Here is a 23,602-nt window from a genome sequence, read left to right as displayed (position 1 = left end):
GCTACAGTGGTTCGATACACGTTGCGCATAGGAAAGGACAGGAATGATTCAGTTCGTTGTCGGCGCTGCCGCCGGTTATGTCTTCGGCACGAAAGCAGGCCGTAAACGTTATTCCCAGATCAAAAACGCCTATCAGGCGGCGGTGAACTCCCCCGCCTCGAAGGCGGCGGTCAACGCCACGCGGAAGGCCATCGCCAATAAGCTCGATCCGCAGCCGCGGATGCGCGAGGTAAAGAACCTGCGCTCTGATAGCCAGTCTGTGCTGGAGCCGGACGAGGACTAGTAGCGGTTCGCCCGCTCCAGCAACTGGCGGCGCTGCTGTTCCAGCGCCACCACATCCGCGAAGAGGCTGTCATAGGCCTTTTCGTCTTTCGTGGGGTTCATTCTTTCCAACTGCCCTTTGAGCTGCGCGATAATCTGCCCCACGCGCACCTCCTGCAGGCGCGAATACACCGAGTCCGCGTAGCGCACCAGATGGGCGGCATCCACTCGGATGGTTTCCACGGCCAGCTCAGAGACCAAGCCGCGGCCGTGAATATCCGGAATCTCCCCTGCCACCGCTGCGAGCCAGTCCACGCCCTCGTGATCCCCGCCCGCCTGCAGGACCTTATCCACGGCTTGTTTCACCGCCACATACGAGGGGTGAGTGAAGGTGGAATCATCAAAGGCCCGCATATAGGGCAGCGCGATCTCGGGGTGCTGCAGCGCCAATTTAATCGCCTCCCGCTCCGGCCAGAGACGGCTATCGCGCGGATCCGGCCGCGGCACCCGCGGCTCCTCCTGCGGGGCCGCTGGTGTGCGTCGCTTTGGCTGCTGCTGCGGACGTGGGGCCCGCGCCTGTTCCCGCACCCGCCGAACCACCTCGTCGATGTCGCGCCAGCCTAGCCAGCCGGCAAGCTGCCGGGCGTACTCGTCCCGCAGGGAGTGGTCGTGAATATCGGCGATGACGGGGATCGTGCGTCTTAAGGCCTGCAAGCGCCCCTCGACGGAGTCCAAGTCATAATCCTCGATGATCGAGCGCACCACGAACTCGAACATGGGCTCACGGTTGGCCACGAGCTCGCGCACCGCAGCATCGCCCTTCTCCAGGCGCAGGTCGCAGGGGTCCAGCCCCTCCGGCGCCACCGACACATAGGACTGACCGGTGAATTTCTGATCGCCATCGAAGGCGCGCATCGCAGCCTTCTGCCCGGCCTCATCGCCATCGAAGGTATAAATCAGCTCGCCGCGGAAGTAAGAATCGTCCAGCATGAGCCGGCGCAGCATCTGCAGGTGTTCCTCGCCGAAGGCGGTGCCGCAAGCCGCCACGGCCGTCTGGATACCGGCGGCATGCATGGCCATCACGTCCGTGTAGCCCTCCACCACCACCGCCTGGTGGGAGGCGGCGATATGCTTTTTGGCCATGTCCAGCCCGAAGAGCACCTTGGACTTCTTATACAGCAGGGTATCGGGGGTGTTCATGTACTTGCCCAGCTTGTCATCGTCGAAAAGCTTGCGGGCACCGAAGCCGATGACATCCCCGGCCAAGTTTTTGATCGGCCACAGCAGGCGGCGGTGGAAACGATCGATCGGGCCGCGGCGGCCCATCTTGCCCAAACCTGCGGCCTCAATCTCGGTGACGTCGAAGCCCGTGCGCAGCAGGTGCTTGGTCAGGGTGTCCCAGCCCGCCGGCGCATAGCCGCAGCCGAACTCGCGAGCGTGCTCGGAGCTGAATCCGCGCTCGGTGAGGAAGTCGCGGGCGGTCTGCGCCTCGGCGGAGCCCAGCTGCTCTTGATAGAACTCGTGGGCGATCTTATTCACCAATATGAGCCGCTGCCGCGTGCCCACATCTTCCCGCCGGCCCGGTCCCCCGCCCTCATAGGAAATCTGGTAGCCAATTTTCTCCGCGCAGGCCTCCACGGCCTCGGGGAAGCTAAGGTGCTCCATCTTCATGAGGAAGGAGAAGACATCGCCGCCCTCACCGGAGGAGAAGCAGTGAAAATAGCCGCGGGCTGGGCGCACGTGGAAGGAAGGTGTTTTCTCATCCTTGAAGGGCGATAGCCCCTTCAGCGAGTCCACACCAGCGGGCTTGAGCTGCACATAGTCGCCAACGATCTCGTCGATCGGCGTGGCCTCTCTGATCGCTTGAATGTCCCGCTCAGGGATACGTCCTTTACCCATGGCCCCTACATTAGCGTGCGGCTGAGACACGAATCATGCCACCGCAGATGATCTCTATCAACGGAGGCTAATACACTACGTGTTTATGGCTGATGAACGTTCTTCGGGGCCGCGCGGCTCCCTGCGTCGGGTGGCGCTGTCCGTTGGCGCCGTCCTCCTCGCCGGTCTCGGCGCCTATATCGGGCTCGATGGCTCAGAGCCGTCCACCGATAGCAGCGCCAGCGCCAGCGGCGATACCTGCGCGCTCGACACGCTGCCGCCGGAGGCCGCCGAGGTGGTGGAACGCATCGAGGCCGGCGGCCCCTTCGACTACCCCGAGAACGACGGCACCCACTTCGGTAACTATGAGCAGCTGCTGCCGCAGCGCGCCCAAGACTACTACCGCGAGTACACGGTGGAGACCCCAGGGCTCAATCATCGCGGGCCGCGGCGCATTGTCACCGGCGGAGACAAACCCGATGTGTGGTACTACACGGCCGATCATTATGAGAGTTTCTGCACGATGACGGGAGTTTAGGCATGCAGCTAGTGGCAGTGGATTGTCGGCGCGCACGCAGTCGCGGCGAGTTGATTGCGCTGATCTCTGATGCGCTCAGCGCCCAGCCGCATCAGCGGGCCAGCAACCTTGACGGGCTGCATGATGCGTTCAAGGAGCACCCAGTCACCCACCTGCTGCTGCGTGGGGTGCGGCTGAGTGCGGCCGAGGTGAATCCGATCGAGACGGTGGCCCGCGCCGCCACGGTGACGGTGGTGTGCCGCTGAATATGAGTGTCTCCCATCCCGATTATTTGCGGCGTTTCCAAGACTGCGCCGACGCGGCCGCCAGCCAGGTCATCCGCTCTTATTCCACCAGCTTCGGTTTGAGCAGCCAGTTGCTCGCTCCGGCGGTGCGCCGCGATATCCACAACCTCTATGCCGTTGTGCGTATCGCCGATGAGATCGTCGATGGCACCGCCACGGTGGCGGGTATGAGCCCCGCAGAGATCCGCGCCGAGCTGGACCGCTATGAGGCGGCGGTGCTGGCTGCCCCCGAGCGCGGTTTCCACACTGACCCGGTGCTGCACGCCTATGCCGCGACCGCCCGCCGCTGCGATTTCCAGCGCGAGCACATGGCCGCCTTCTTCGCTTCCATGCGGCAGGATCTGGACCGCAGCGAGCACACCCCCGAGAGCCTCGCCCGCTATATCTATGGCTCGGCTGAGGTGATCGGATTGATGTGTGTGCAGATCTTCCTCGCCGGCCGGGAGGTGTCGGCCGCGGATCGGGACACGATGGAGCGCGGCGCCCGCAGCCTCGGCGCGGCCTTTCAAAAAATCAACTTCCTGCGGGATCTCTCGGAGGACAGCGCCAGCCTCGGTCGCGCCTATCTGGGCGAGCTAACGGAGGAGTCCAAGGCCGCACTCATCACCGAGATCCGCGAGGATCTGCAGGTCTCTTATGCGTCGATCCCGCTGCTGCCCACCTCCTCGGCGCTGGCAGTGCGCTCGGCCACTAATCTTTTTGCCGCCCTCAGCGATGAGCTGGAGCAGGCCCCTGCCGAGCAGCTCTACCGGCAGCGGCTGCGTCTGAGCCCCGCCCGCAAGGCGGGCATCATTGCCCGCTCCCTCGCCCAAGGTGCACTCCACCGGAAAGGCCCCCATGTACCCCACTAGTGCCCTCGTGATTGGTGCCGGCGTCGCCGGACTGGCCACCGCCGCGCTCTTAGCCCGCAGCGGCATGCAGGTAGATGTGGTGGAAAAGAATGACGAGGTGGGCGGCCGTGCGGGGCTGCTCGTGGAGGACGGCTATCGCTGGGATACCGGCCCCTCTTGGTATCTCATGCCGGATGCCTTCGACCACTTCTTCGAGCTCATGGGCACCTCGACTGCCGAGCAGCTGGACCTGCGGCTGCTCGATCCTGGCTATCGGGTGTTTATCGATCCCTATGAGCCGCTCGATGTGCCCTTCGGCTGGGACGCCGCGGTGCAGCTCTTTGAGTCCCTCGAACCGGGGGCCGGCGCCGCGCTGGAGACCTATTTGGATCAGGCCGAAGACGCCTATGGCATCGCCATGCAGCGTTTCCTCTACACCACCTTCTCCTCGCCGGGGCCGCTGCTCGATTCCAGCGTGCTGCGACGACTCGGCACCCTCAGCTACTTGCTGAGCACCTCGCTGGATAAGCATGTGCGGCGGCGTTTTAGTGATCCGCGGCTGCACCACATTCTCACCTACCCAGCCGTGTTTCTCAGCTCCCGCCCTGAGCGCACCCCGGCGATGTATCACCTGATGAGCCACACCGATCTCACTCAGGGGGTGCGCTATCCCATGGGTGGTTTCGCGGCCGTGATCGACGCCCTCTACCGCCTTGCCCGTGACGCGGGGGTGCGTTTCCATCTCTCTACCCGCGTCACCGCCATCACCCATGAGGGGAAGCGGGCCACAGGGGTGCGCATCCTCGACGCCCAGGGTCGTGCCGCCACGCTGACTGCGGACGCGGTGGTCTCCGGCGCGGATCTCCACCACACCGAAACCACGCTGGTGCCCGAGCGGCTGCGCAGCTACTCGGAGCGCTCCTTCGCCCGGCGCGATCCCGGTATCGGCACGGTGCTCGTGCTGGCCGGGGTGGATGGCCCGCTGGAGCAGCTCGAGCACCACAATCTGCTCTTCTCCCGTGACTGGACCCCGGATTTCGATGCGGTCTTCTCCGGCCCCCACCCGGATCGCCCCTTGGGTGCGTCGCAGTCGATGTATGTGTGCCGCCCCTCGGCCACGGATCCGAGCGTCGCCCCAGCGGGCAAGGAGAATCTTTTCCTGCTGGTTCCGGTGCCCGCCGATATCAGCCTCGGCCACGGCGACGCCTATGGGCACTCCCCCAGCGCGGCGGTGCAGGCTATTGCGGACTCCGCTCTGGCGCAGCTGGGGGACGCCATCGGCGAGCCGGCGCTGCGTTCCCGGGTGGAGGTGCTGCGCACGATTGGCCCAACGGATTTCTCGGATCGCTATCACGCCTGGTGCGGCGGCGCGATCGGCCCCGCCCACACGCTGCGCCAGTCGGCTTTTCTGCGCGGCGCTAATGCCTCCTCCGAGCTCCGCGGCCTCTACTATGCGGGTGCCACCACGGTGCCCGGGGTGGGTGTGCCGATGTGTTTGATCTCGGCGGAGAACGTGCTCAAGCGGATCCGCGGGGATCGCTCGGGCGGGCCCTTGGCCTCCCTCGAAGGGGAGAATACCTAGCAGTAGAACACGGAGATATCGGCGGCGTTGCGGGCGGTGCGTTCGAGCCGGGATTCTGTCATGGACGCGATCTGATCCACGAGCACCCGCTGGCGTTGTTGCTCGTTCTCGGCCTGGGTGTACCAGGCGGCGAACATCGGGTCGAGCGAGCCGGGCGCGCTGAGATGCAGGTAGTCGTACACCCGGTAGATGAGGTTGCGCTGCCGGGTTTGGCGGCGCTGATGCTGGTCTTCTTCCATCACGTATAACACGGCGATGGTTTTGAGCATGCGCACCTCGGCGGCCACCTCGGCGGAGACCACCAACTCGCCGTGGTGCCGGCCCAAGGGCGCCCCGTCGTGGGCGTGGAGTGTGGCGCTAATCGCGGCGCCCACATAACGGCCGACCAGCTGCGAGGTCATGGCTTTTAATCGGGTGAGGGCGCGCAGGGAGCCATCGAAGTCGGCGGCGTGGGCCACACAGGAGAGCTGACGTAGCCGGTCGGCGGCGTCGATAAGCTCCTCGGGGCTGCCACCGAAGGCGTGGGCTCCTTGTTGGGCGAGGGCGGCGAGTTCCACCAGATCCCAGAGCACGCCGAGGCGGATGCGTCCGGAGAGGATGCCGTCTTCCACATCGTGCACGGAGTAGGCGACGTCATCGGAGAAGTCCATCACCTGGGCTTCCATGCATTTTCCTTGCCCGCTCACTCCGGCTCGGGCCCAGCGCAGAATCTCGCGATCCTCATCGTAGGCACCGTATTTGCGGCGGCCTTCGCTGGCGGTCCAGGGGTATTTGCAGGAGGCGTCGATGGCGGCGCGCGAGAGGTTCAGCCCATAGCTATTCCCGGCAGCGTCGAGCACCTTCGGCTCGAGGCGGGTGATGATCCGCAGGGTTTGGGCATTGCCTTCGAAGCCGCCGGCGTCTTGGGCGACGGTGTTGAGCGCCACTTCCCCATTGTGCCCGTAGGGCGGGTGGCCGATGTCGTGGCAGAGCCCGGCGAGTTCGCAGAGGTCGGGGTCGAGCCCGAGGCCGCTGCCGATACCGCGCGCAATCTGCGCCACCTCTAGGGAGTGCGTCAGCCGAGTACGCGGGGTATCGCCATCGCGGGGCCCAACCACTTGGGTTTTGTCCGCGAGTCGTCGCAGTGCCGCCGAGTGGAGGACGCGCGCCCGGTCGCGCGAGAAGTCGCTGCGCTCGTCGGGGGCGGCCCCAGGGAGCTGAGCGCTTTTGGCCGCTTCGCTCAGGCGGCGTTCATAATCGCTGGCGGAGTAGACGTTCACCCTAGTGACGCTAGTAGAGTTGCTTCATTCGGGCCCGCAGACTTGGCCGATAAAATGAGCCAAGCGTGCGAAAACACCGCTCGACACGTCGCGCCCAGCGCCGACCGGCCACGGTCTCCACCACGAGCACCGCCAGCCCGCCGACCTCATGCAGCAGCCCATAGATGCGCAGCTTCGCCCGCACCCCATGCCCGGTGGCGGCATATCCTTCCCGGCGCGCCACCCACCGTGCCCGCAGCAGATGAGTCCGATCCGTCACCACGATCAGCGGTGTTCGCTTATCGACGCGTGCCCCCACCGCTTCCAAGGAGCTGCGCGTATCGTGGCCTTCCGGCACGTCGACGAGGTCGCGGCGCGGCACCCCGCGCTCCGCGAGATAGTTCGCTCCCGCTTCGGCTTCGCTGAAGCGATCCCCGGGTAAATTGCCGCCGACGATGACGATCCTCTGCACGGTGTGGTCCTGATAGAGCCGGTGGGCGGCGTCGAGGCGCGCGGCGAAGACTTGGGAGGGCACGCCATCGTACTGGGAGGTTCCCAGCACGAGCGCTGTGGGAGACGTGGTCATAGTGGTGCCGAGACTAGCACGGCCCATAGTGCACTACTCTGGCACGTATGAGCACGCGCATAGTTGGTCCCCTGTCCGCCACCATGATTGCCGCCGGTGCTATCGGCCTGCTTGCCGCTGGCCCCAGCGCCCATGCGGAAGCACCGCCAGTGACCATGGTGTCCTCCGCGGATTATCAACAGTTGAGAGACAATTATGTGGGTGATTTTGCGGGGGTGTTCTCCGCCGCGGAGACTACCGCCATTAGCGACGCGCTACGCCAGGGCTTTCAGGATCATGGGCGGCTGCTTTATCTGATTTTCGAGTCTGATTATCAAGGCACCGGCACCGAGCGGGCCGAGCAGTGGTTCCAGCAGATGTCGGGCGATAACGTGGCGATCATCTCGGTGGACGTATCCTCGCGTGCCTATGGCTACCACGGTGGTTCCGAGTGGTCGGAGTCGGAGCTCAAAGACATTGTTAATGCCGGCCTGCCCGCCCTGGGAGACAGTAACTGGGCTGCGGGGGCGCAGACCATGGCTGATACTTATGCCTCCTCTGGTTCTTTGAGCGGCGAGGAGATTGGCTGGCTCGGCGGCGGTGCCGTTGCCGTGGTGGGCGCCGGCGGCGGGCTGTGGTACGCCTCGAAGCGGCGACGCGCGAAGGAACAGCGCCAGCAGATCGAACAGGCCCGGAAGTTCCGCTCCGATGATGTGGATAGCTTCCGCAGCCTCGATACCGAGGTGCTGGCCGAGCTGGCGGAAGAAGAGCTGGTCTCGACCGATGAGTCCATTCGCCGCGCCCAGGAGGAGCTGCGTTTGGCAAAGGCCGAGTTCGGTGAGATCCGCACCCGCCAGTTCACCCAAGCTCTCGAGTCCTCGCAGCGCACCCTGCACGAGGCTTTTGCCATCAAGAGCGCCCTCGATGCCGAGAGTTTCCGCGGTGAGCGGCGCGATGGGCTGGTGCGGATCGTGACCTCCTGCGCGAGCGCCGATGATATTCTCGACGCCCGCTCCGAGGACTTCGCGCGGATGCGCAATGTCTTGCTCAATGCCCCGGAGAATTTGGATCGGCTCACCCAGCGCATCGTGGATTTGCGCACTCGCCTGCCGCGCGCCGAGGAGCAGCTGGACCAGCTGCGTTCCCGCTATAGCGCCAGCACCTTGGGATCGATCACCGACAACGTGGAGATGGCGGAGAAGCACCTCTCCCAGGCCGAGTCCACCCTCGATACCGCCCGCGAGCGCGCCCAGCTACCGGCGGGCGAGCAGTCCGATGTAGTGGATTTGATCACCGGCACCGAAAAGCTTGTGGACCAGGCCGATCAGCTGCTGGCTGGCGTGGAGCACGCCGAAACGAATATCGCCGGCGCGCGTGCCGCCCTGCCGGGGCTGATCGAGGAGGTCCGTGCAGAGCTGCGCGAGACCGAGGATCTCATGCGGCGCAGCCGCAGCACCGGCGTGCGGGTGGATGAGCAGCGTGTCAGCTCCGTTACCCAGCAGGCCGAACAGGCGGTAGCCCAGGCGCAGGAGCAGGGCGAGGCCGATCCCTTGGCCAGCCACGCCACCCTCACCGAGGCCGATGGCGAGCTCGATCTGCTGCTCGAGACCCTGCGCACCTCCTCGCGCGTCGGTGAGGAACTGCTGCGGCGTCTCGACAGCACCTTAGCGTCTGCGGATCGTCTCATTCAGTCCACAGAGGATCTGGTGGCCACCCGTGGCCGAGTTATTGGGGCGCGGCCACGCACCCTGCTGGCCGAGGCTATCCAGCTGCGCTCGCGAGCGCAGCAGCTGCGCAGCACGAATCTGCGGGGCGCGGCCGATATCGCTGTGGAGGCGCATCGCGCCGCTGATCGCGCCTACCGCGCGGTAGAAGACGAGATTTCGAAGTACAACGATCGCCACCGCTCCTCGGACAGTACCTCTGGTGCATTTGTGGCCGGCATGGTGATCAACAGCCTGCTCAGTGGAGGCGGCGGCGGCTTCAGCGGGGGCTCCTTCGGAGGGGGCCCCTTCGGCGGCGGCGGCGGTTCCTTCGGTGGCGGCGGCCGTTTCTAGTAGCGCGGCCGCCTGATCGGCGAATCCACCACCACGCAGGCCCATGTCAGCACCACGGCGTCGATAAGCGGAATCTCTGCGTGGGCTGGGCCGTTTTCTATCTCGACGCGGCCGGACACCCGCGGCCGGGTGAAGGCCGCGATGGCGCCATCGGAGGTGGTGATGGCGCGTTCTTTGCGCCAGACCGAGCAGCGATCCAGCTTGTAGCGCCGATCGCCGCATTCGGCCTCGAGAGAGGTAATGGTAAAGCCTGATTGGCGCACGCACATCATCTCCCCGTCCGCGGCGGTGGCGCGGAAGCTGAAGGAGGTGGTGCCGGGGGTGTATTCCACGAGGAGGCGCTGGCCGTCCACGTAGATCACATCGGAGCGCACGTGGGCGATGAGGAGATCATCGCGGTCGAGCAGCTCGTTTTCATCCCACACCCACACCCACGGCGATTGCCCGGGGGTGGTGGAGACTCGCTGCTCAACCATGATCGTGCGCCCTTTCTATCGGTGCTTAAAGCAGGAACACGGCCAGCGCCAAGATGGTGAGCAACACCAAGGTGGCGATGATGATGGTGGAACGCGACTCGAGACGGTTCTCCAATGCGATGCGCGCCAGCCAGGCGAGGAACACGGCTTCCTCTTGGCTGAGCAGATCATCGGAGGGAAGGTCGCTCAGATCCAGCTCGACGTCGCGAACTCCCGAGTTGAAGCCAGTGAATTGGCCCAGCTTAGTACCGTCGTGATCCTCCACCACCCAGTTATTGGCGGATTCATTGACCACACGCATGGCTCGGCCATTGGCGTCCACGGTGAACGCCTTGGCCTTGGTGAACTTGGTGCCAGCCTCTTCGGGCTTCGCGCTGTAGACGCGGCCGTCCGGGGTGGTGGCAGAGGCGCCGTCATCGGGGGCCACATGGAGGCGCCACGGCTCGCTGCCGCCCACGCTCATGCGCCCAGATACACCCTCTTGGGTGATCACGTCCACGGCCACCACATCGGTGCCTTGACGCAGCTTCATGACGGTGCCGGACTCGCCCTTTTCACGGCGCGACCACTGCAGATTCTCCATGTGTCCTACTCCTTAGCAGCCAATGAGGCGCTGGGCCAGATAGCCCTGCAGCTGGTCGATGGAGACGCGCTCCTGCTCCATGGTGTCGCGCTCACGCACGGTGACTGCGTTGTCCTCGAGCGTGTCGAAGTCCACGGTGACGCAGAAGGGGGTGCCGATCTCGTCGTGACGACGGTAGCGGCGGCCAATAGCACCGGAGACGTCATAGTCGATGGTCCAGTACTTACGCAGCTCATCCGCCACCTTCTCGGCGGTCGGGGTGAGCGTTTCCTTCTTGGACAGGGGCAGCACAGCCACCTTGATCGGAGACAGGCGCGGATCGAGCTTCAGCACGGTGCGCTTATCGACGCCACCCTTGGCATTCGGGGCCTCGTCCTCGGTGTAAGCATCGCAGAGGAAGGCCATGAGGGCGCGGGTGAGGCCGAAGGAGGGCTCGATCACGTAGGGCACATAGCGATCGCCGCTCGCCTGGTCGAAGTAGGACAGGTCCTCGCCGGAGGCGGTGATGTGGCTGGAGAGGTCGAAATCGGTGCGGTTGGCCACGCCCATGAGCTCGCCCCAGGGATTGCCGCTGAAGTCGAATTTGTACTCGAAATCGATGGTGCGATCGGAGTAGTGGGCGCGCTCGTCCTGCGGCACATCGAACTGGCGGATGTTCTCGGGGTTGATGCCCAGATCGATAAACCAGTTCCAGCAGGCATCGACCCACTCGTCGAACTTCTCCGGTGCTTCTTCCGGCTTGACGAAGTACTCGATCTCCATCTGCTCGAACTCGCGGGTACGGAAGATGAAGTTGCCCGGGGTGATCTCGTTGCGGAAGGCCTTACCGACCTGGCCGATACCGAAGGGCGGCTTGAGGCGGGCGGTCGTCATCACGTTTTTGAAGTTGATGAAGATACCCTGGGCGGTTTCGGGGCGCATGTAGTGCAGGCCCTGCTCGTTATCGACGGGGCCGAGGTAGGTCTTCATCAGACCCGAGAAGAGCTGCGGTTCGGTCCACTTGCCGTCTTGGCCGGTCTCGGGATCCTTGACGTCGGCGAGACCATTAGCCGGCGGGTGGCCGTGCTTCGCCTCATAGGCCTCGAGCAAGTGGTCGGCGCGGTAGCGCTTGTGCGTGTGCAGGGACTCCACCAGCGGGTCGGTGAAGGTCTCGACGTGGCCGGAGGCCTCCCACACCTGGCGCGGCAGGATGATCGAGGAGTCCAAGCCCACCACGTCGGCGCGGCCCTGAACGAAGGTGCGCCACCACTGCTTCTTGATGTTTTCCTTCAGTTCCACACCCAGCGGGCCGTAGTCCCAGGCCGAGCGGGTGCCGCCGTAGATCTCACCGCATGGATACACCAGACCTCGGCGTTTGCAGAGATTGACCACGGAATCGACAACAGATTGCTGTGCCACAGGAAGCTCCTCTTTTAGCGTCTACACATGTAAGTCTCAACCATACTATCGCTAGGGGCCACAGCCGCTGTCATGTCCTCGCCCGAGAGACGTCCCTTCCCTGATGTAACCGTTTTCATTTCAATTTCGATAAACCTTAAAGGAAACAGATGACAATACTGTGTCGGGCCCATTGTGGGGCTTACACTAATGCCTGATGATCCCCGTCTCGGCGCTAACAGCCCCGCCGAGTGATTGTTCCCCTGTAACTCGAAGGAGTCAGTTCGATGGCTACCCGTAACGACCCGACCATCCCCAAACTTGGCGTGCGTAGCACCAGGCAGCGTGCAGCTGTGGTGAATGTTCTCCGCGATCTGGACGCCTTCGCCTCTGCGAAAACGATCCACGAAGAGCTCACTCGCCGTAATTACCGAGTGGGCCTGACCACTGTGTACCGCACCCTGCAGTCCTTGGCCGATATTGAGGCCGTGGACGTGCTGAACATGGCCTCCGGGGAGACGCGCTACCGCCATTGCGACACGGAAGGCCATCACCACCACCTGGTCTGCACCGACTGCGGCAAGACCGAGGAAATCGAGGGTGGCCCCGTGGAGGAATGGGCCCAGCAGGCCGCCCAGGCTCATGGTTTCAAGCTCACTGCCCATACCGCCGAGGTCTTCGGCTTCTGCGCCGAGTGCGCCCCGCGCCACTCCACCCCTTAAGCACTAGAACGGGGCGGGCTCGTCCGCCTCGGACTGCACCTCGGTTCCGTAGATCGCCTCATTCTTCTCGCGCCGCACCTGGTGCTTGCGCCGCATCCGCTCCTCCAGCGTCAGCCGGCGCATATCCTTGATCACTCCCTCCGGCACGGAGGTGGCTTCTTCACCGTCCTTGGAGCGCCAGATAGTGTTGCCCTGCGGATCCATCTCGACGGTGTACTCCCCGAGGGTCTTGAGCCGGTGATGCTTGGTGCACAGTGGATGCAGATTCCACGTCGCTGTCGGGCCGCCCCGGTTATATTCCTGGAGGTGGTCCATCTGGCATTTCGATGCCGCCGTGGTACACCCAGGGAAGTTGCAGCAGCCATAGCGGGCGATCACCTCGTGCCGCTGCGACTCCGACGGTTGATAGGAATCAACCTCCGAATCAGAGAGCAACTGGAGCGCGGTCACCTGCTTGAGCAGCTCGTCTGTGGCGTATTCCGATAGCCACCCCTGCTCGGGAGTCCACGCCTGCTTCTCATACCAGTTGGCGTAGACATGAAAGACCACCTTGGTGTTGGTGTTCTGTGTCATCAGATCCACGAGCGCATCCGTCTGCGAAATCCCCCGCTGCGCGGCCACTTGGGCGATCGTTCCCATCACCTGGTGGTAGCGATGATTCTTCAGCTCGATGTCGATATAGCCGGTCTCGCCTTCGGGATTGTCCCAAAAGCTCACTGACTCCTGCTTCGCTCGGCGCGGATCTTTCTCTCCGCTGGAATCCACCCCGAGGGGATCCACCCGCACCAGGATGTCGTTGATGCGCCGGCGTAACCAGTAGCGCCCTTTGAGCTGCTGATTATTGCGCCGCGGCAGCACATCGAGCAGGAAATTCAGCTCAAAGTCCACTCTTTTCTCCGGCGCAATCCCCACTAATGCCGAGGCAAGCGTCAGCAGGTGCGAGTCATTGAAAATTGGCCTGAGACGCAACACCGCCGCGAGTAACGGGAAGTCCCGGAAAAGCTGGGAGAGCTCAAGCAGCGTCACCACGAAATTCTCGGTACACCCTAAAGGCCCAGCGAAGCGCGCCGCGGTATATTCCACCGCATCGCCCGCCCCCGCCCTCTCCGCGAGATAATCGATCAGCTCGAGGCGGCGACGATTCACCTCGAGGGCGCTATACGGTAGTGTCGCCAGCTCGTGACTATAGCGACAGTCTGTATTGTTAATGCGTTCGAACACTGCACCCCATAGCGGATGGGAGCTGTAGATAGTACGGATCTCTGCGGGTAATTGATCTTCTTCTAGCTGCGCAAACATTATTCCCCCTGCACGCTATTTTTCACCTAAACTTTTCCCCCGAGAACTATATTCTCGCATAGGTGTTCGATAGTCAATAGCTGCGCACGAGTTTTTTAGACAGGGCATCGCCCAGCCAGCAGAACAGCCAGCAGCCTAGCTAGGAGATGCTAGTACCGAAGAGCGTGCCCAATAGCCACGTCACGCCTGCCGCGCCGAGACCAATGGCCAGCTGCCGCAGCGCCCGCTTGGCCGGCGGCCCGCCGGAGAGTACGCCCACGATGCCACCGGTGAGCAGCAGGGCGATACCAACGAGCACGGTGCTGATCACCGCAGCCGTGGTGGTGGAGAGAGCAAAGAGGAAAGGCAGGATGGGGATGAGGGCACCGCCGGCAAAGAACGCAAAGCTCGACAGCGCCGCGGTTATCCCTGTACCCACGGAGCTGGTATCGGAGGACGCATCGCTCAATTCGCCCGGGGTCTGAACATCATGTGCGGTGCGGATGCGCTGCAGCACGGCCCGAGCTTTGTCTTCGGCCTCCTGCTGATCGATTCCGCGGGCACGATAGACCAAGGCGAGCTCATTGGCGTCAAAGTCGAGCTGCGGCAGGGCGCGGCGCACCTCGGGGTCGGGGGTGGATGCCTCGAGGAGCTCTTTTTGGGACTGCACCGAGACGTACTCCCCCGCCGCCATCGAGAGGGCACCGGCCAAAAGGCCGGACACACCGGTGAGCAGAATGACGTTCTGCGACACCCCGGATCCCGCGATGCCGAGCACGAGCGCGAGGTTAGAGACGAGACCATCGTTGAGCCCAAAGACCCCGGCGCGGAAGCCGCCGGACATGCGTTCCCGGGAGCGCGCCGCGAGGCCGCGGACGACCTCGGCGTGGATGCGCTCATCGGCCTGCATTTGGCTGGTGGCGTCTTGGTCCTCCTCATAGGGGCTACGCGACTCAGCGTTTTGCATGAGCGCCAGGGTAAAGACCGATCCGAAGTGGCGCGCCATAAAGGCCATAAACCGCGTGGAGAAATCCGGCCGCAGGGGCATGCCCACTTCGTCGCCGAGGAGGGTGTGCCAGTGCTGCTCGTGCCGCGACTCCGCTTGGGCGATGCGCAGCAGGATCTCGCGCTCTTCCCCCGTCTTGCCGCGGGCGAGCTCGCGGTACACGGCCGCCTCGGCGCGTTCATTGGCGAGGTATTGGCGCCAGCGCTTTACTTGCTTGGGGCTGGCAGTACTCAGCAGCCGCGCAGCCTTCTTCCCTCCCGCCTCATGGCTTCCTGCGGACGTCGCTTTGTCTGACATTTCTCTCCCAGCTCACGCTTGCGCCACGTCGCACGCTATATGTTCACGCGCCGCGGCTCATGAAGACGATACGTGGCCGATTACCACGTGATCGCCGGTATCTTAACCCCTCGTGGCGGCGCTGCCAACCGGGGTTGATCATGGGATATGAATGAAATTTTTATTTCACTCCGCCGAATCGGCGATCGCGGCGAGCATATTCTTCCACTGCGGCGAAGAGGTCCTGGGGAGTGAAATCGGGGAAGAGCTTGTCTTGGTAGACCATCTCGGCATACGCGGACTGCCAGAGCAAAAAGTTCGAGGTGCGCTTCTCTCCCGAGGGCCGCAAGAAGAGGTCCACATCGGGCATATCGGGTTCGTCGAGGAACTCGGAGAAGCGCTCTTCGGTGATAGCGCCAGGCGAGAGCGTCCCAGCGCGGGCTTGGCGGGCGATCTCGCGGGCGGCGTCGACGATCTCGGCTCGGCCGCCGTAATTGACGCACATAGCCAAGGTCATGCGGGTGTTGGCGGCGGTAAGCTGCTCGGCTTCTTCTAGTTCGCGGATGACGCTGCGCCACAGCCGCGGTCGGCGGCCTGCCCACCGCACCCGCACGCCCTTCTCGTTGAGCACATCGCGCTGTCGCCGCAGCACATCGCGGTTGAAGCCCATGAGGAAGCGCACCTCGTCCGTGCTGCGTCGCCAGTTCTCGGTGGAGAAGGCGTAGGCGGAGAGATAGTCCACACCCAATGCGAGGCAGGCATCCACCACATCCATGAGCACGGCTTCGCCGCGTTTGTGGCCTTCGGTGCGCTTGAGGCCGCGTTCCTTAGCCCAGCGCCCATTTCCGTCCATGACCAGCGCAATATGGCGCGGAATAAACTCGGCGGGAATGGTCGGCGGGGTAAGTGCAGATGAATTCACTCCCTCATTGTGCCATTAATCCGCCCGCAGGCTGAGCACACCCCGCTCGAGGTGGTATTGCACGTGATCGGTGATCAAGCGGTGCGCTGTATCCACCAGCGCCGCCCATTGCACCGGATCGGCCTGCTGGGCGCGGGCCATGGCATCGTAGCGGCCGTGCGCCATCCACCACATGAGCCGGAGTGCCTCGGTGGGCACGGTGGCGGCACCGGGTGGACGGCATTCGGCGCATACGGCCCCGCCGGAGCCGGGGTCGAAGCCGCGGTGGGGCCCCGGTTTATCGCAGTGAGCGCAGTTAAACATTTCGGGCAACCAGCCGGCGCTGCCCATCGCCTGCAAGAGGAAAATATCGAGGCTGAGCAGCGGAGTGTCATCGTGGCGCAGGGAGTCGAGGGCGGCGGCGGCGAGATCGAAGAGAGCCGCATCGGGCAGATCCACCAGGGAGAGCTTTTCGGCGGTTTCGAGCACGGCGCAGGCCGCGCTATAGCGCTGGTAGTCCTCGATGATGCCCGATGCGTAGTAGTTCACCGTGTCTGCGCCGGTGATGAGCGCCAGGTTCTTGCCTGGGTAGCACTCGACGTCGAGAAGCACGAAGCGCTGGATCCGTGAGCCGAAACGCGAGCGGGCGCGACGCACGCCCTTGGCCACGGCGCGCACCAGACCGTGCTGGCGCGTGAGCAACACGACGATGCGATCGGCTTCGCCGAAATCATAGGTGCGCACCACGAGGGCGCGGTCGCGGAAGCTGCCGCGTCGCACGCGTGAGGACCTCCTCTAAAAACCGAGTCGTCCCAAGGATTTGGGATCCTGCTGCCAGTCTTTGAGCACCTTAATACGCAGGTCGAGATAGATATTATGGCCCAGCAGCTGCATGATCTCTTGGCGGGCGTTGTGCACAATGCGCCCATAGCGGCGATCGGCCTTGCCCATGAGGATCTTCTTCTGCCCGGGCCGCTCCACATAGATCACGGCGTGCACGTTTTTCACCCCGGGGCGTTCGGGATCGTCCAGCACTTCGTCGATCTCCACGGCCACCGAGTGCGGCAATTCCTCTTTCAGCCCGCTGAGGGCGGCCTCGCGGATGAGCTCGGCCATGCGCTTCTCGGTGGAATCGTCGGTGATGTGATCGTCGGGATAGAACTTCGGCCCCTCGGGCAGCAGCCCCACAATCACGTCCATGAGCACATCGAGCTGCTCGCCCGACATGGACGAGACCGGCACGAGTTCCGCCTCAGACCCGAGCAGCTCATGGGCCTGCAGCAACCGCTCGGCGATGGTATCGCGGCTGACCTTATCCACCTTGGTGATCACGCCCAGCAGGGTGGTGTGCGGCGCTACCTTGCGCACGTTCTCCACGATCCACCGATCGCCGGGCCCGATCTTCTCATCGGCGGGAATGGTGATGCCGATGACGTCCACATCGGCGTAGGTCTCGGCCACCATTTCATTGAGGCGCTCACCCAGCAGGGTGCGCGGGCGGTGCAGCCCTGGGGTATCCACGATGACTACCTGCGCGTCCTCGCGGTGCACGAGCCCACGAATGGTGTGACGCGTGGTTTCCGGCTGATCGGCGGTAATGGCCACTTTCTCGCCCACCAGGGCGTTCATCAGCGTGGACTTGCCGGTATTGGGCCTACCCACGAAACTCACAAAGCCGGAGCGGAAACCTTCAGGTGTATCGGTGAACATGCGCTTAAGCATACGCGATCAGCGTTGCGGCTCTTCGTCCTGCTCCGCTGGCTTATCGACGCTGACCACCACGGTGACAATACGCATCCGGCCCTTGCGATCCGTGCCGCCTTCCGCGGTCAGGGTGAGCCCGTGGGTGTGAGTACTAGAGCCGGGCAGGGGCACGCGTCCCAGGCCGAAGGCCATGAGCCCGCCCACGGTGTCCACGTCGAGGTCATCGTCGAACTCGAGATCCTGCTCGAGCTCCTCGGCCACAAACTCCTCGAGCTCGTCGAGGGAGAGCTTGGCGTGCACGCGGTAGCACCGCTCGGAGATCTTCTCGATGGGGGCGATCTCATCGGAGTCGTACTCGTCGGCGATCTCGCCCACGATCTCCTCCAAGATGTCCTCGATGGAGATCAACCCGGCGATGCCGCCGTATTCGTCCACCAACATCGCGATGTGGAAGCGCTGCAGCTGCATCTCCTGCAGCAGCTCGTCGAGGGACTTCGAATCGGGCACGAAGCTGGGCTCGCGCATCAGGTCGGTGACGGCGACGCTGCGGCCGCCATCGGTGGAATAGTAGGTCTGCTGCACGAGGTCCTTGAGATAGACCACGCCCACGATATCGTCCACGTTTTCCCCGATCACGGGGATGCGGGAGTAGCCGGAGCGCACGCACAGCGAGGTGGCCTGGCCAGCATTCTTGTCCTGCTCGATCCACACCATCTCGGGCCGCGGCACCATCACTTGCCGGGCCGTGGTGGAGGTGAGGTCGAAGACGGACTGGATCATCTTGCGCTCGGAGTTTTCCACGATGCCGTTTTCGAGGGCCATGTCCACCATCTCGCGCACCTCCACCTCGGAGGCGAAGGGGCCATCGCGGAAACCATCGCCGGGGGTGAGCTTATTGCCCACCCAGATGAGAATGCGGCTGATCGGGCCCAGCACATAGCCGATGGCGGAGAGCACCACGGCGGAACGCAACGAGACCGTGTAGGGATTCTTGCGCCCCACGGTGCGGGAGAACACGCCCACCACGAGATAGTTGATGAGGCTGAAGCCGAGCACCGCGATCAGCAGCGCCCAGGCCTTACCATCGATCAGATCCACGGTAAACAGGGCGATGAGTACCGCGGCGATGGCGTCGAGAAGCGTGCGCAGCAACACCAGAAGATTGATGTTGTCGGCGCGGCGCTGCAACACTTTCAGGAGGGTTTTGGAACCCTCCTTCTCGCTTTTGACCATCTCCTCGACGCGGGCGGGTGAGATGGAATTGACGGCGGATTCGATGGTGCCGAAGGCCGCGGAGGCGATGGTGGCGACCACCGCCCCGAGGACGAAGATGAGCAATAAGGTGGGTTCCATAAGTTAGGGGCGGGGCTCCGCGATCGGCGGAATGTATCCTTCTGTATCGGTCAGGGTCTCGTCCAACTCGGCGCGATCGGCCGCGCTGGGAAAAGCAGATGCCCCCGAGGGCTTGGCGGGAAACTCGAGTTCGCGCTCGTGGATGTCATCGTACCAGTCGGCCAAAAGCTCATTTTGCAGCGCGAACATCTCCCGTTCCTGCTCGGGCTCGAGGTGATCGAAGCCCATCAGGTGCAGGCAGCCGTGCACGGTGAGCAGCGCCAGTTCGTGGGAAAGATTGTGGCCAGCCTTGGTGGCTTGGCGCTCGGCGAACTCGGGGCAGAGCACGATATCGCCCAGCATCGCCGGGCCGGGGTCGGCGGCGTCGGGGCGCCCACCGGAACCGGGGGTGAGCTCGTCCACGGGGAAGCTCATCACATCGGTGGGGCCTTCGAGATCCAGCCAGCGCACATGCAAATCGGCGATGGTGTCGAGGTCCACGATGTGGATGGATAGCTCTGCGGCTGGGTTGATGTCCATGCGTCGCAAAGCGAAACCGGCGACGTCGATGAGTGCTTCCTCATTGACTCCCGGGTATCCGGACTCATTAAAAATCTCGATGCTCACTGCTGGGCCTTCCGCTTGAGCTGGCGTTCATCATAATCGTCATAGGCGTCCACGATGGCGCCCACGAGCTGGTGGCGCACCACGTCCTCGGCGCCGAGATCGGCGAAGTAGATATCCTCTACCCCGGAGAGGATCTCGCGGATAATGCGCAACCCGGACTTCTGCCCGCCGGGCAGATCCACCTGCGTGATATCGCCGGTGACCACCATCGTGGAGCCGAAGCCGAGGCGGGTAAGAAACATCTTCATCTGCGCCGGCGTGGTGTTCTGGGCCTCGTCGAGGATCACGAACGCATCATTGAGGGTGCGGCCGCGCATATAGGCCAAGGGGGCTACCTCGATCACGCCGGCCTCCATGAGCTTGGTGATGGCCTCGGGGTCCATCATGTCGCGCAGCGCATCATAGAGCGGCCGCAAATAGGGGTCGATCTTGTCATTTAAGGTGCCGGGCAAAAAGCCCAGCTTCTCCCCCGCCTCCACGGCGGGACGGGTAAGAATGATGCGCGAGACAGCCTTGGACTGCAGGGCCTGCACGGCCTTGGCCATGGCCAAATAGGTTTTACCGGAGCCGGCCGGGCCGATACCGAAGACCACGGTGTGCTGATCGATGGCATCCACATAGTCCTGCTGGCCGCGAGTCTTGGGGCGAATCACCTTGCCGCGGCGGGCCACGATCTCCTGGGCCAGGCGGCGATTAACGCCCTCGGGGGCCTCGACGCTCACCATGGTGATGGTGTGCTTAACCGCGTCGCGGGTGATGACATGCCCCCGCCGCGCCATGGCCTGCAGCTCGTTCAGCACGCGGCGCGCCCGAGCCACCACGGGGGCGGGCCCAGTGAGGGTGACCTCGTTGCCGCGCACGAAGAAATCGCAGGCCAGCTGGTTGTCGAGGACCTTGATGTTCTCGTCATTGATCCCGCAGACCGCCTGGGCTAGCTGCGGCTCGATGCTATAGCTCAACGATGCGGTTTCGGTGCGCTCGTAGATTCCCACGTGCTCTCTTTCTTGTCCTTTCCGGAGTGTCCACTGCAGCTTAACGTAGATGCCAGCGCGGAGTGCGTGAACCAATCGCGGCCAATGCCACCAGCCCGGCGCTGGCGGTACGCAGCACCTCGGGGCCAAGCAGCACCGGCTGGGCACCCGCCGCGCGAAAGGCGGCCAGCTCCTCCTCACTGATCCCGCCCTCGGGGCCGACGATGAGCATGATCTCTGGGGCATCAACGGGGGCGGTGCCCAGCGACTCGGTGGCTTCCTCGTGTAGCACATAGGCCAGCCCGCCGGCGGCGCTGAGGGCCTCGATGCGCTGCACAATCTCGGCGGTCTGGTGCAGCTGCTCCACCTCGGGCACGACGGGGCGGCGGGACTGCTTGGCGGCCGCCACCGCGGTGCTCACCCATTTACCGTGCAACTTGGCGCGCTTCTGCGCCGGCCACTTGGCGATACACCTGCTGGCTTGCCAGGGAATGAGGGCATCGACCCCTCCCTGGGTGGCCAGATCCACGGCGAGCTCCGCCCGTTCGGTTTTGGGCAGCGCCTGGACGATGCTCACCCGCGGCCGCGGCGCGGCCACCTCCTCCACCGCGCAGACAGTCAGCTCCACGCGCTGCTTGCTGGGTGGGGCGGCGATCTCGCACCGCAGCACGAGGCCGCGGCCATTGCTCAGCCGCAGCTGCTCGCCCACGCCGAGCCGCATCACGGTGCCGGCATGGGTGGCCTCTTGGCCGCGCAGCTCCACGCGCGCGCCCACCGGCGGGGCCGCCGCGAGCTCGGGGTCCAAAAAGAGCGGAAGGGACACTGCTTTTACCTGCGGAAGCGGCTGCGGACGCGGTCGAAGAAGCCCTCGCCCTCACGGTCCTGGCTATGCACCTTGACCGACTCGGAGGACTGGGCACGCACCTTCTCCAGCAGCTCGCGGGAGGCGTCGTTGAGCTCGGTGGGCACGGTGACGTCGAGGTGCGCCACCATGTCACCGGCGCCCTCGGCGCGCAGCTTCGGCATGCCGGCGCCGTGCATGCGCACGGTCTGGCTGGGCTGGGAGCCGGGCTGGATGTCCACCGTCAGCTCCTCGCCGCGGAGATCGGTGACGGTGAGAGCGGCGCCGAGCGCCGCATCCACCATGGGCACCTTCGCGGTGAAGTGCAGGGTATCGCCATCGCGGGTGAATACCGGGTGCGGGGTAGTGCTGACCTCCACGTAGAGATCGCCAGCCGGCCCGCCACCGTGTCCGACCTCGCCCTGGCCGGCCATGCGGATGCGCATGCCGTCGGCGATGCCCTGCGGAATAGAGACCACGAGATCGCGGCGCTTGCGCACCCGTCCCTCGCCCGAGCACTCCGAGCAGGGATCCTTGATGATCTCGCCGAAGCCCTGGCAGGCGCGGCAGGGGCGGGATGTCATCACATTGCCCAAAATGCTGCGCTGCACCTCTTGGATCTCACCGCTGCCATGACACGTCCCACAGGTCTCGGGCGCGGACTTGGATTCCGAACCGGTGCCTTCGCAGCGATCGCAGAGCACGGCGGTATCGACGGTGATGTCCTTCTTGACGCCGCGGAAGGCCTCCTCCAAGGAGATCTCGGTGCGCAGCAGGGCGTCGTTGCCGGGCTGCACCCGCGAGCGCGGGCCACGGCCGCCCCCGCCGGCGCCACCGAAGAAGGCTTCGAAGATATCGCCGAAGCCGCCACCGGAGAAGCCACCGCCATAGCCGCCCTGGGCGCGCTGCTCCATCGGGTCCCCGCCCATGTCCACGATGCGGCGTTTCTCGGGATCGAGCAGGACCTCTTGGGCCACCGAGATCTCGCGGAACTTCTCCGCTGCCTCCTCGGTATCGTTGACATCTGGGTGGTACTTGCGGGCCAGCTTGCGATACGCCTTTTTAATCTGCGCATCGCTTGCCGACGAGTCCACGCCCAAGATTCCGTAGTAGTCACGAGCCACGAGTCTTAATCTTTCCCCTACGTAGTTGTGTTATTGACAGTGCTCAAACACCGATAGCATAGTCTCCTCACCTACAAGGAGAAACTTCACGGGATTATTCCCCGTGATATTCGTCCGTGAGCACCCGCGACACATAGCTGGCCACGGCCTGCACCTTGGACATGGTGCCGTAATAATCCATATAGGTCGGCCCCATCACCCCCATGCCACCCAAGCGTTCCTCGGTGCCATAGCCGGTGGCCACCAGCGAGGTGTGCTTCAGCTCCGATTCCTCGTGCTCGCCGCCGATGGAGACACGCACGGAGCCGAGATCGTGGGCATTGGAGAGCAGCTTGAGCACCACCACCTGCTCCTCCAGCGCCTCGAGTACCTCGGGGAGCCCCTGGGGAAAGTCGCCGCGGGCGCGGCTGAGATTGGAGGCGCCGGCCAGGATGAGGCGATCGGAGGGCGCCTCGACGAGAGTCTCGATGAGCACGGTGGCGCAGGTGATCACGGGAATACGGATGTCGTGCGGTGCATGGGAGGCGAGATCCGCCAGCGCCACCGAGGCATCGGAGAGGGTGTGATTGCCCAAGGCCCGGTTAAGCGCGTGGCGCAGCTGCGCCACCTGTTCCGGCTCGATCACATCCTCGAGTTCCACATTGCGCTGCTCCACCCGGCCGGTGTCGGTGATGAGCACGAGCAAGAGCCGCACGGGGCTGAGCAGCACCACCTCGCAGTGCTTGACCCGCGAGACCTGCAGCATCGGCATCTGCACCACCGCCGCCTGGCGGGTGAGTTGGGAGAGCAGCTGCACGGCGCGTCGCAGCACATCCTCCAGATCCACCCCTTCCTCTAGGAAGGAGAGGATGGCACGCCGTTCGGGCAGCGAGAGTGGTTTGACGTCATGAATGGAGTCCACGAAGCTGCGATAGGCCTTCTCCGTGGGCACGCGCCCCGAGGAGGCGTGGGGTTGGGTGATAAAACCCTCCGATTCCAGCACCGCCATGTCATTGCGGATGGTGGCCGAGGACACCCCGAGGTTATAGCGCTCCACCAGCGACTTCGACCCCACGGGCTCCTGAGAGCTGATGTAATCGGCAACAATCGCGCGCAGCACACGGACACGCCGCGCATCAGTGGCTGTGGACATGCATCTACCTCCCTCTTAA

The 23,602-nt window shown here is 64.1% G+C and carries 24 protein-coding genes; 7 read left to right on the top strand and 17 right to left on the bottom strand.

Going from position 1 to position 23,602, the window contains the following annotated elements:
* Window positions 1-43: 43 nt before the first annotated feature.
* Entirely contained in the window at window positions 44-283 is a 240-nt protein-coding gene (locus GBB14_RS08260; RefSeq protein WP_018019019.1) for a hypothetical protein, read from the top strand.
* Here the strand turns inward: GBB14_RS08260 and dnaG are convergent.
* A complete protein-coding gene (dnaG, locus tag GBB14_RS08255; protein ID WP_151529182.1) occupies window positions 280-2,160 on the bottom strand; it encodes a DNA primase in 1,881 nt (626 codons plus the stop codon). The genes GBB14_RS08260 and dnaG overlap by 4 nt on opposite strands.
* Window positions 2,161-2,245: 85 nt before the next feature.
* On the opposite strand from dnaG, the gene GBB14_RS08250 reads away from it, so the two are divergent.
* The 4 genes from GBB14_RS08250 to crtI are packed head-to-tail and all read left to right on the top strand — an operon-like array spanning window position 2,246 to window position 5,373.
* Window positions 2,246-2,677 (top strand): ribonuclease domain-containing protein, encoded by a 432-nt coding sequence (locus tag GBB14_RS08250; RefSeq protein WP_151529181.1) that lies wholly within the window; start codon window positions 2,246-2,248, stop codon window positions 2,675-2,677.
* Window positions 2,678-2,679: 2 nt separating this feature from the next.
* Window positions 2,680-2,922 carry a hypothetical protein gene (locus GBB14_RS08245; protein WP_151529180.1) on the top strand — a complete coding sequence of 81 codons (243 nt, stop codon included), beginning with the start codon at window positions 2,680-2,682 and terminating at the stop codon, window positions 2,920-2,922.
* 2 nt (window positions 2,923-2,924) lie between these two features.
* On the top strand, window positions 2,925-3,812 hold the full coding sequence (locus GBB14_RS08240) for a phytoene/squalene synthase family protein (RefSeq protein WP_151529179.1): 888 nt from the start codon (window positions 2,925-2,927) through the stop codon (window positions 3,810-3,812).
* Complete coding sequence (gene crtI / locus GBB14_RS08235) at window positions 3,799-5,373, top strand: phytoene desaturase family protein (RefSeq protein ID WP_151529178.1); 1,575 nt, start codon at window positions 3,799-3,801, stop codon at window positions 5,371-5,373. Before GBB14_RS08240 ends, crtI begins: the two co-directional genes overlap by 14 nt.
* Here the strand turns inward: crtI and GBB14_RS08230 are convergent.
* Both GBB14_RS08230 and GBB14_RS08225 read right to left on the bottom strand, forming a co-directional pair.
* A complete protein-coding gene (locus GBB14_RS08230) occupies window positions 5,370-6,632 on the bottom strand; it encodes a deoxyguanosinetriphosphate triphosphohydrolase (RefSeq protein WP_151529177.1) in 1,263 nt (420 codons plus the stop codon). The genes crtI and GBB14_RS08230 overlap by 4 nt on opposite strands.
* Before the next feature lie 10 nt (window positions 6,633-6,642).
* The gene (locus GBB14_RS08225) at window positions 6,643-7,197 is read right to left on the bottom strand and encodes a YdcF family protein (protein WP_192796120.1); all 555 of its coding nucleotides are present in this window, start codon (window positions 7,195-7,197) and stop codon (window positions 6,643-6,645) included.
* Window positions 7,198-7,244: 47 nt separating this feature from the next.
* Here GBB14_RS08225 and GBB14_RS08220 point away from each other — a divergent pair, with 47 nt between their 5' ends.
* Window positions 7,245-9,233, top strand: a complete 1,989-nt coding sequence (locus tag GBB14_RS08220) for a TPM domain-containing protein (RefSeq protein WP_151529175.1) — start codon at window positions 7,245-7,247, stop codon at window positions 9,231-9,233.
* On the opposite strand, the gene GBB14_RS08215 is transcribed toward GBB14_RS08220, so the two are convergent.
* The 3 genes from GBB14_RS08215 to GBB14_RS08205 are packed head-to-tail and all read right to left on the bottom strand — an operon-like array spanning window position 9,230 to window position 11,690.
* The gene (locus GBB14_RS08215; RefSeq protein ID WP_151529174.1) at window positions 9,230-9,709 is read right to left on the bottom strand and encodes a hypothetical protein; all 480 of its coding nucleotides are present in this window, start codon (window positions 9,707-9,709) and stop codon (window positions 9,230-9,232) included. The two genes, GBB14_RS08220 and GBB14_RS08215, sit on opposite strands and share 4 nt — an antisense overlap.
* 25 nt (window positions 9,710-9,734) lie before the next feature.
* Window positions 9,735-10,292 carry a hypothetical protein gene (locus GBB14_RS08210; RefSeq protein WP_151529173.1) on the bottom strand — a complete coding sequence of 186 codons (558 nt, stop codon included), beginning with the start codon at window positions 10,290-10,292 and terminating at the stop codon, window positions 9,735-9,737.
* 12 nt (window positions 10,293-10,304) lie between these two features.
* Window positions 10,305-11,690 (bottom strand): glycine--tRNA ligase, encoded by a 1,386-nt coding sequence (locus GBB14_RS08205; protein ID WP_151529172.1) that lies wholly within the window; start codon window positions 11,688-11,690, stop codon window positions 10,305-10,307.
* A 266-nt stretch (window positions 11,691-11,956) separates the two neighbouring features.
* Here GBB14_RS08205 and GBB14_RS08200 point away from each other — a divergent pair, with 266 nt between their 5' ends.
* Entirely contained in the window at window positions 11,957-12,391 is a 435-nt protein-coding gene (locus GBB14_RS08200) for a Fur family transcriptional regulator (RefSeq protein WP_151529171.1), read from the top strand.
* 3 nt (window positions 12,392-12,394) lie between these two features.
* Here GBB14_RS08200 and GBB14_RS08195 read toward each other — a convergent pair whose 3' ends face one another.
* From GBB14_RS08195 to hrcA, 11 genes are all read right to left on the bottom strand, one after another.
* Window positions 12,395-13,690, bottom strand: coding sequence for an HNH endonuclease signature motif containing protein (locus GBB14_RS08195; protein ID WP_151529170.1), 1,296 nt, complete (start codon window positions 13,688-13,690; stop codon window positions 12,395-12,397).
* Between the two features lie 139 nt (window positions 13,691-13,829).
* Window positions 13,830-14,909 (bottom strand): VIT1/CCC1 transporter family protein, encoded by a 1,080-nt coding sequence (locus tag GBB14_RS08190; protein WP_225976654.1) that lies wholly within the window; start codon window positions 14,907-14,909, stop codon window positions 13,830-13,832.
* Window positions 14,910-15,132: 223 nt separating this feature from the next.
* Entirely contained in the window at window positions 15,133-15,873 is a 741-nt protein-coding gene (locus GBB14_RS08185) for an isoprenyl transferase (RefSeq protein ID WP_151529168.1), read from the bottom strand.
* A 15-nt stretch (window positions 15,874-15,888) separates the two neighbouring features.
* Window positions 15,889-16,632 carry a DNA repair protein RecO gene (gene recO, locus GBB14_RS08180; protein WP_151529167.1) on the bottom strand — a complete coding sequence of 248 codons (744 nt, stop codon included), beginning with the start codon at window positions 16,630-16,632 and terminating at the stop codon, window positions 15,889-15,891.
* A gap of 15 nt (window positions 16,633-16,647) precedes the next feature.
* Window positions 16,648-17,562, bottom strand: a complete 915-nt coding sequence (era, locus tag GBB14_RS08175) for a GTPase Era (RefSeq protein WP_151529261.1) — start codon at window positions 17,560-17,562, stop codon at window positions 16,648-16,650.
* 18 nt (window positions 17,563-17,580) lie between these two features.
* Complete coding sequence (locus tag GBB14_RS08170; RefSeq protein ID WP_151529166.1) at window positions 17,581-18,909, bottom strand: hemolysin family protein; 1,329 nt, start codon at window positions 18,907-18,909, stop codon at window positions 17,581-17,583.
* Between the two features lie 3 nt (window positions 18,910-18,912).
* Entirely contained in the window at window positions 18,913-19,515 is a 603-nt protein-coding gene (gene ybeY / locus GBB14_RS08165) for an rRNA maturation RNase YbeY (protein ID WP_151529165.1), read from the bottom strand.
* Window positions 19,512-20,507, bottom strand: coding sequence for a PhoH family protein (locus tag GBB14_RS08160; RefSeq protein WP_151529164.1), 996 nt, complete (start codon window positions 20,505-20,507; stop codon window positions 19,512-19,514). Before GBB14_RS08160 ends, ybeY begins: the two co-directional genes overlap by 4 nt.
* Before the next feature lie 40 nt (window positions 20,508-20,547).
* The gene (locus tag GBB14_RS08155) at window positions 20,548-21,309 is read right to left on the bottom strand and encodes a 16S rRNA (uracil(1498)-N(3))-methyltransferase (RefSeq protein WP_151529163.1); all 762 of its coding nucleotides are present in this window, start codon (window positions 21,307-21,309) and stop codon (window positions 20,548-20,550) included.
* 5 nt (window positions 21,310-21,314) lie between these two features.
* The gene (gene dnaJ / locus GBB14_RS08150) at window positions 21,315-22,451 is read right to left on the bottom strand and encodes a molecular chaperone DnaJ (RefSeq protein ID WP_151529162.1); all 1,137 of its coding nucleotides are present in this window, start codon (window positions 22,449-22,451) and stop codon (window positions 21,315-21,317) included.
* A 94-nt stretch (window positions 22,452-22,545) separates the two neighbouring features.
* Window positions 22,546-23,583 (bottom strand): heat-inducible transcriptional repressor HrcA, encoded by a 1,038-nt coding sequence (gene hrcA, locus GBB14_RS08145; RefSeq protein WP_151529161.1) that lies wholly within the window; start codon window positions 23,581-23,583, stop codon window positions 22,546-22,548.
* Window positions 23,584-23,602: the final 19 nt, after the last annotated feature.

It is taken from the genome of Corynebacterium sp. 51B (assembly GCF_008930785.1).
Classification (GTDB): Bacteria; Actinomycetota; Actinomycetes; order Mycobacteriales; family Mycobacteriaceae; genus Corynebacterium; species Corynebacterium megadyptis.
The sequence above is the reverse complement of the archived record's forward strand: the minus strand, read 5'-3'. Positions and strand labels throughout refer to the sequence as shown.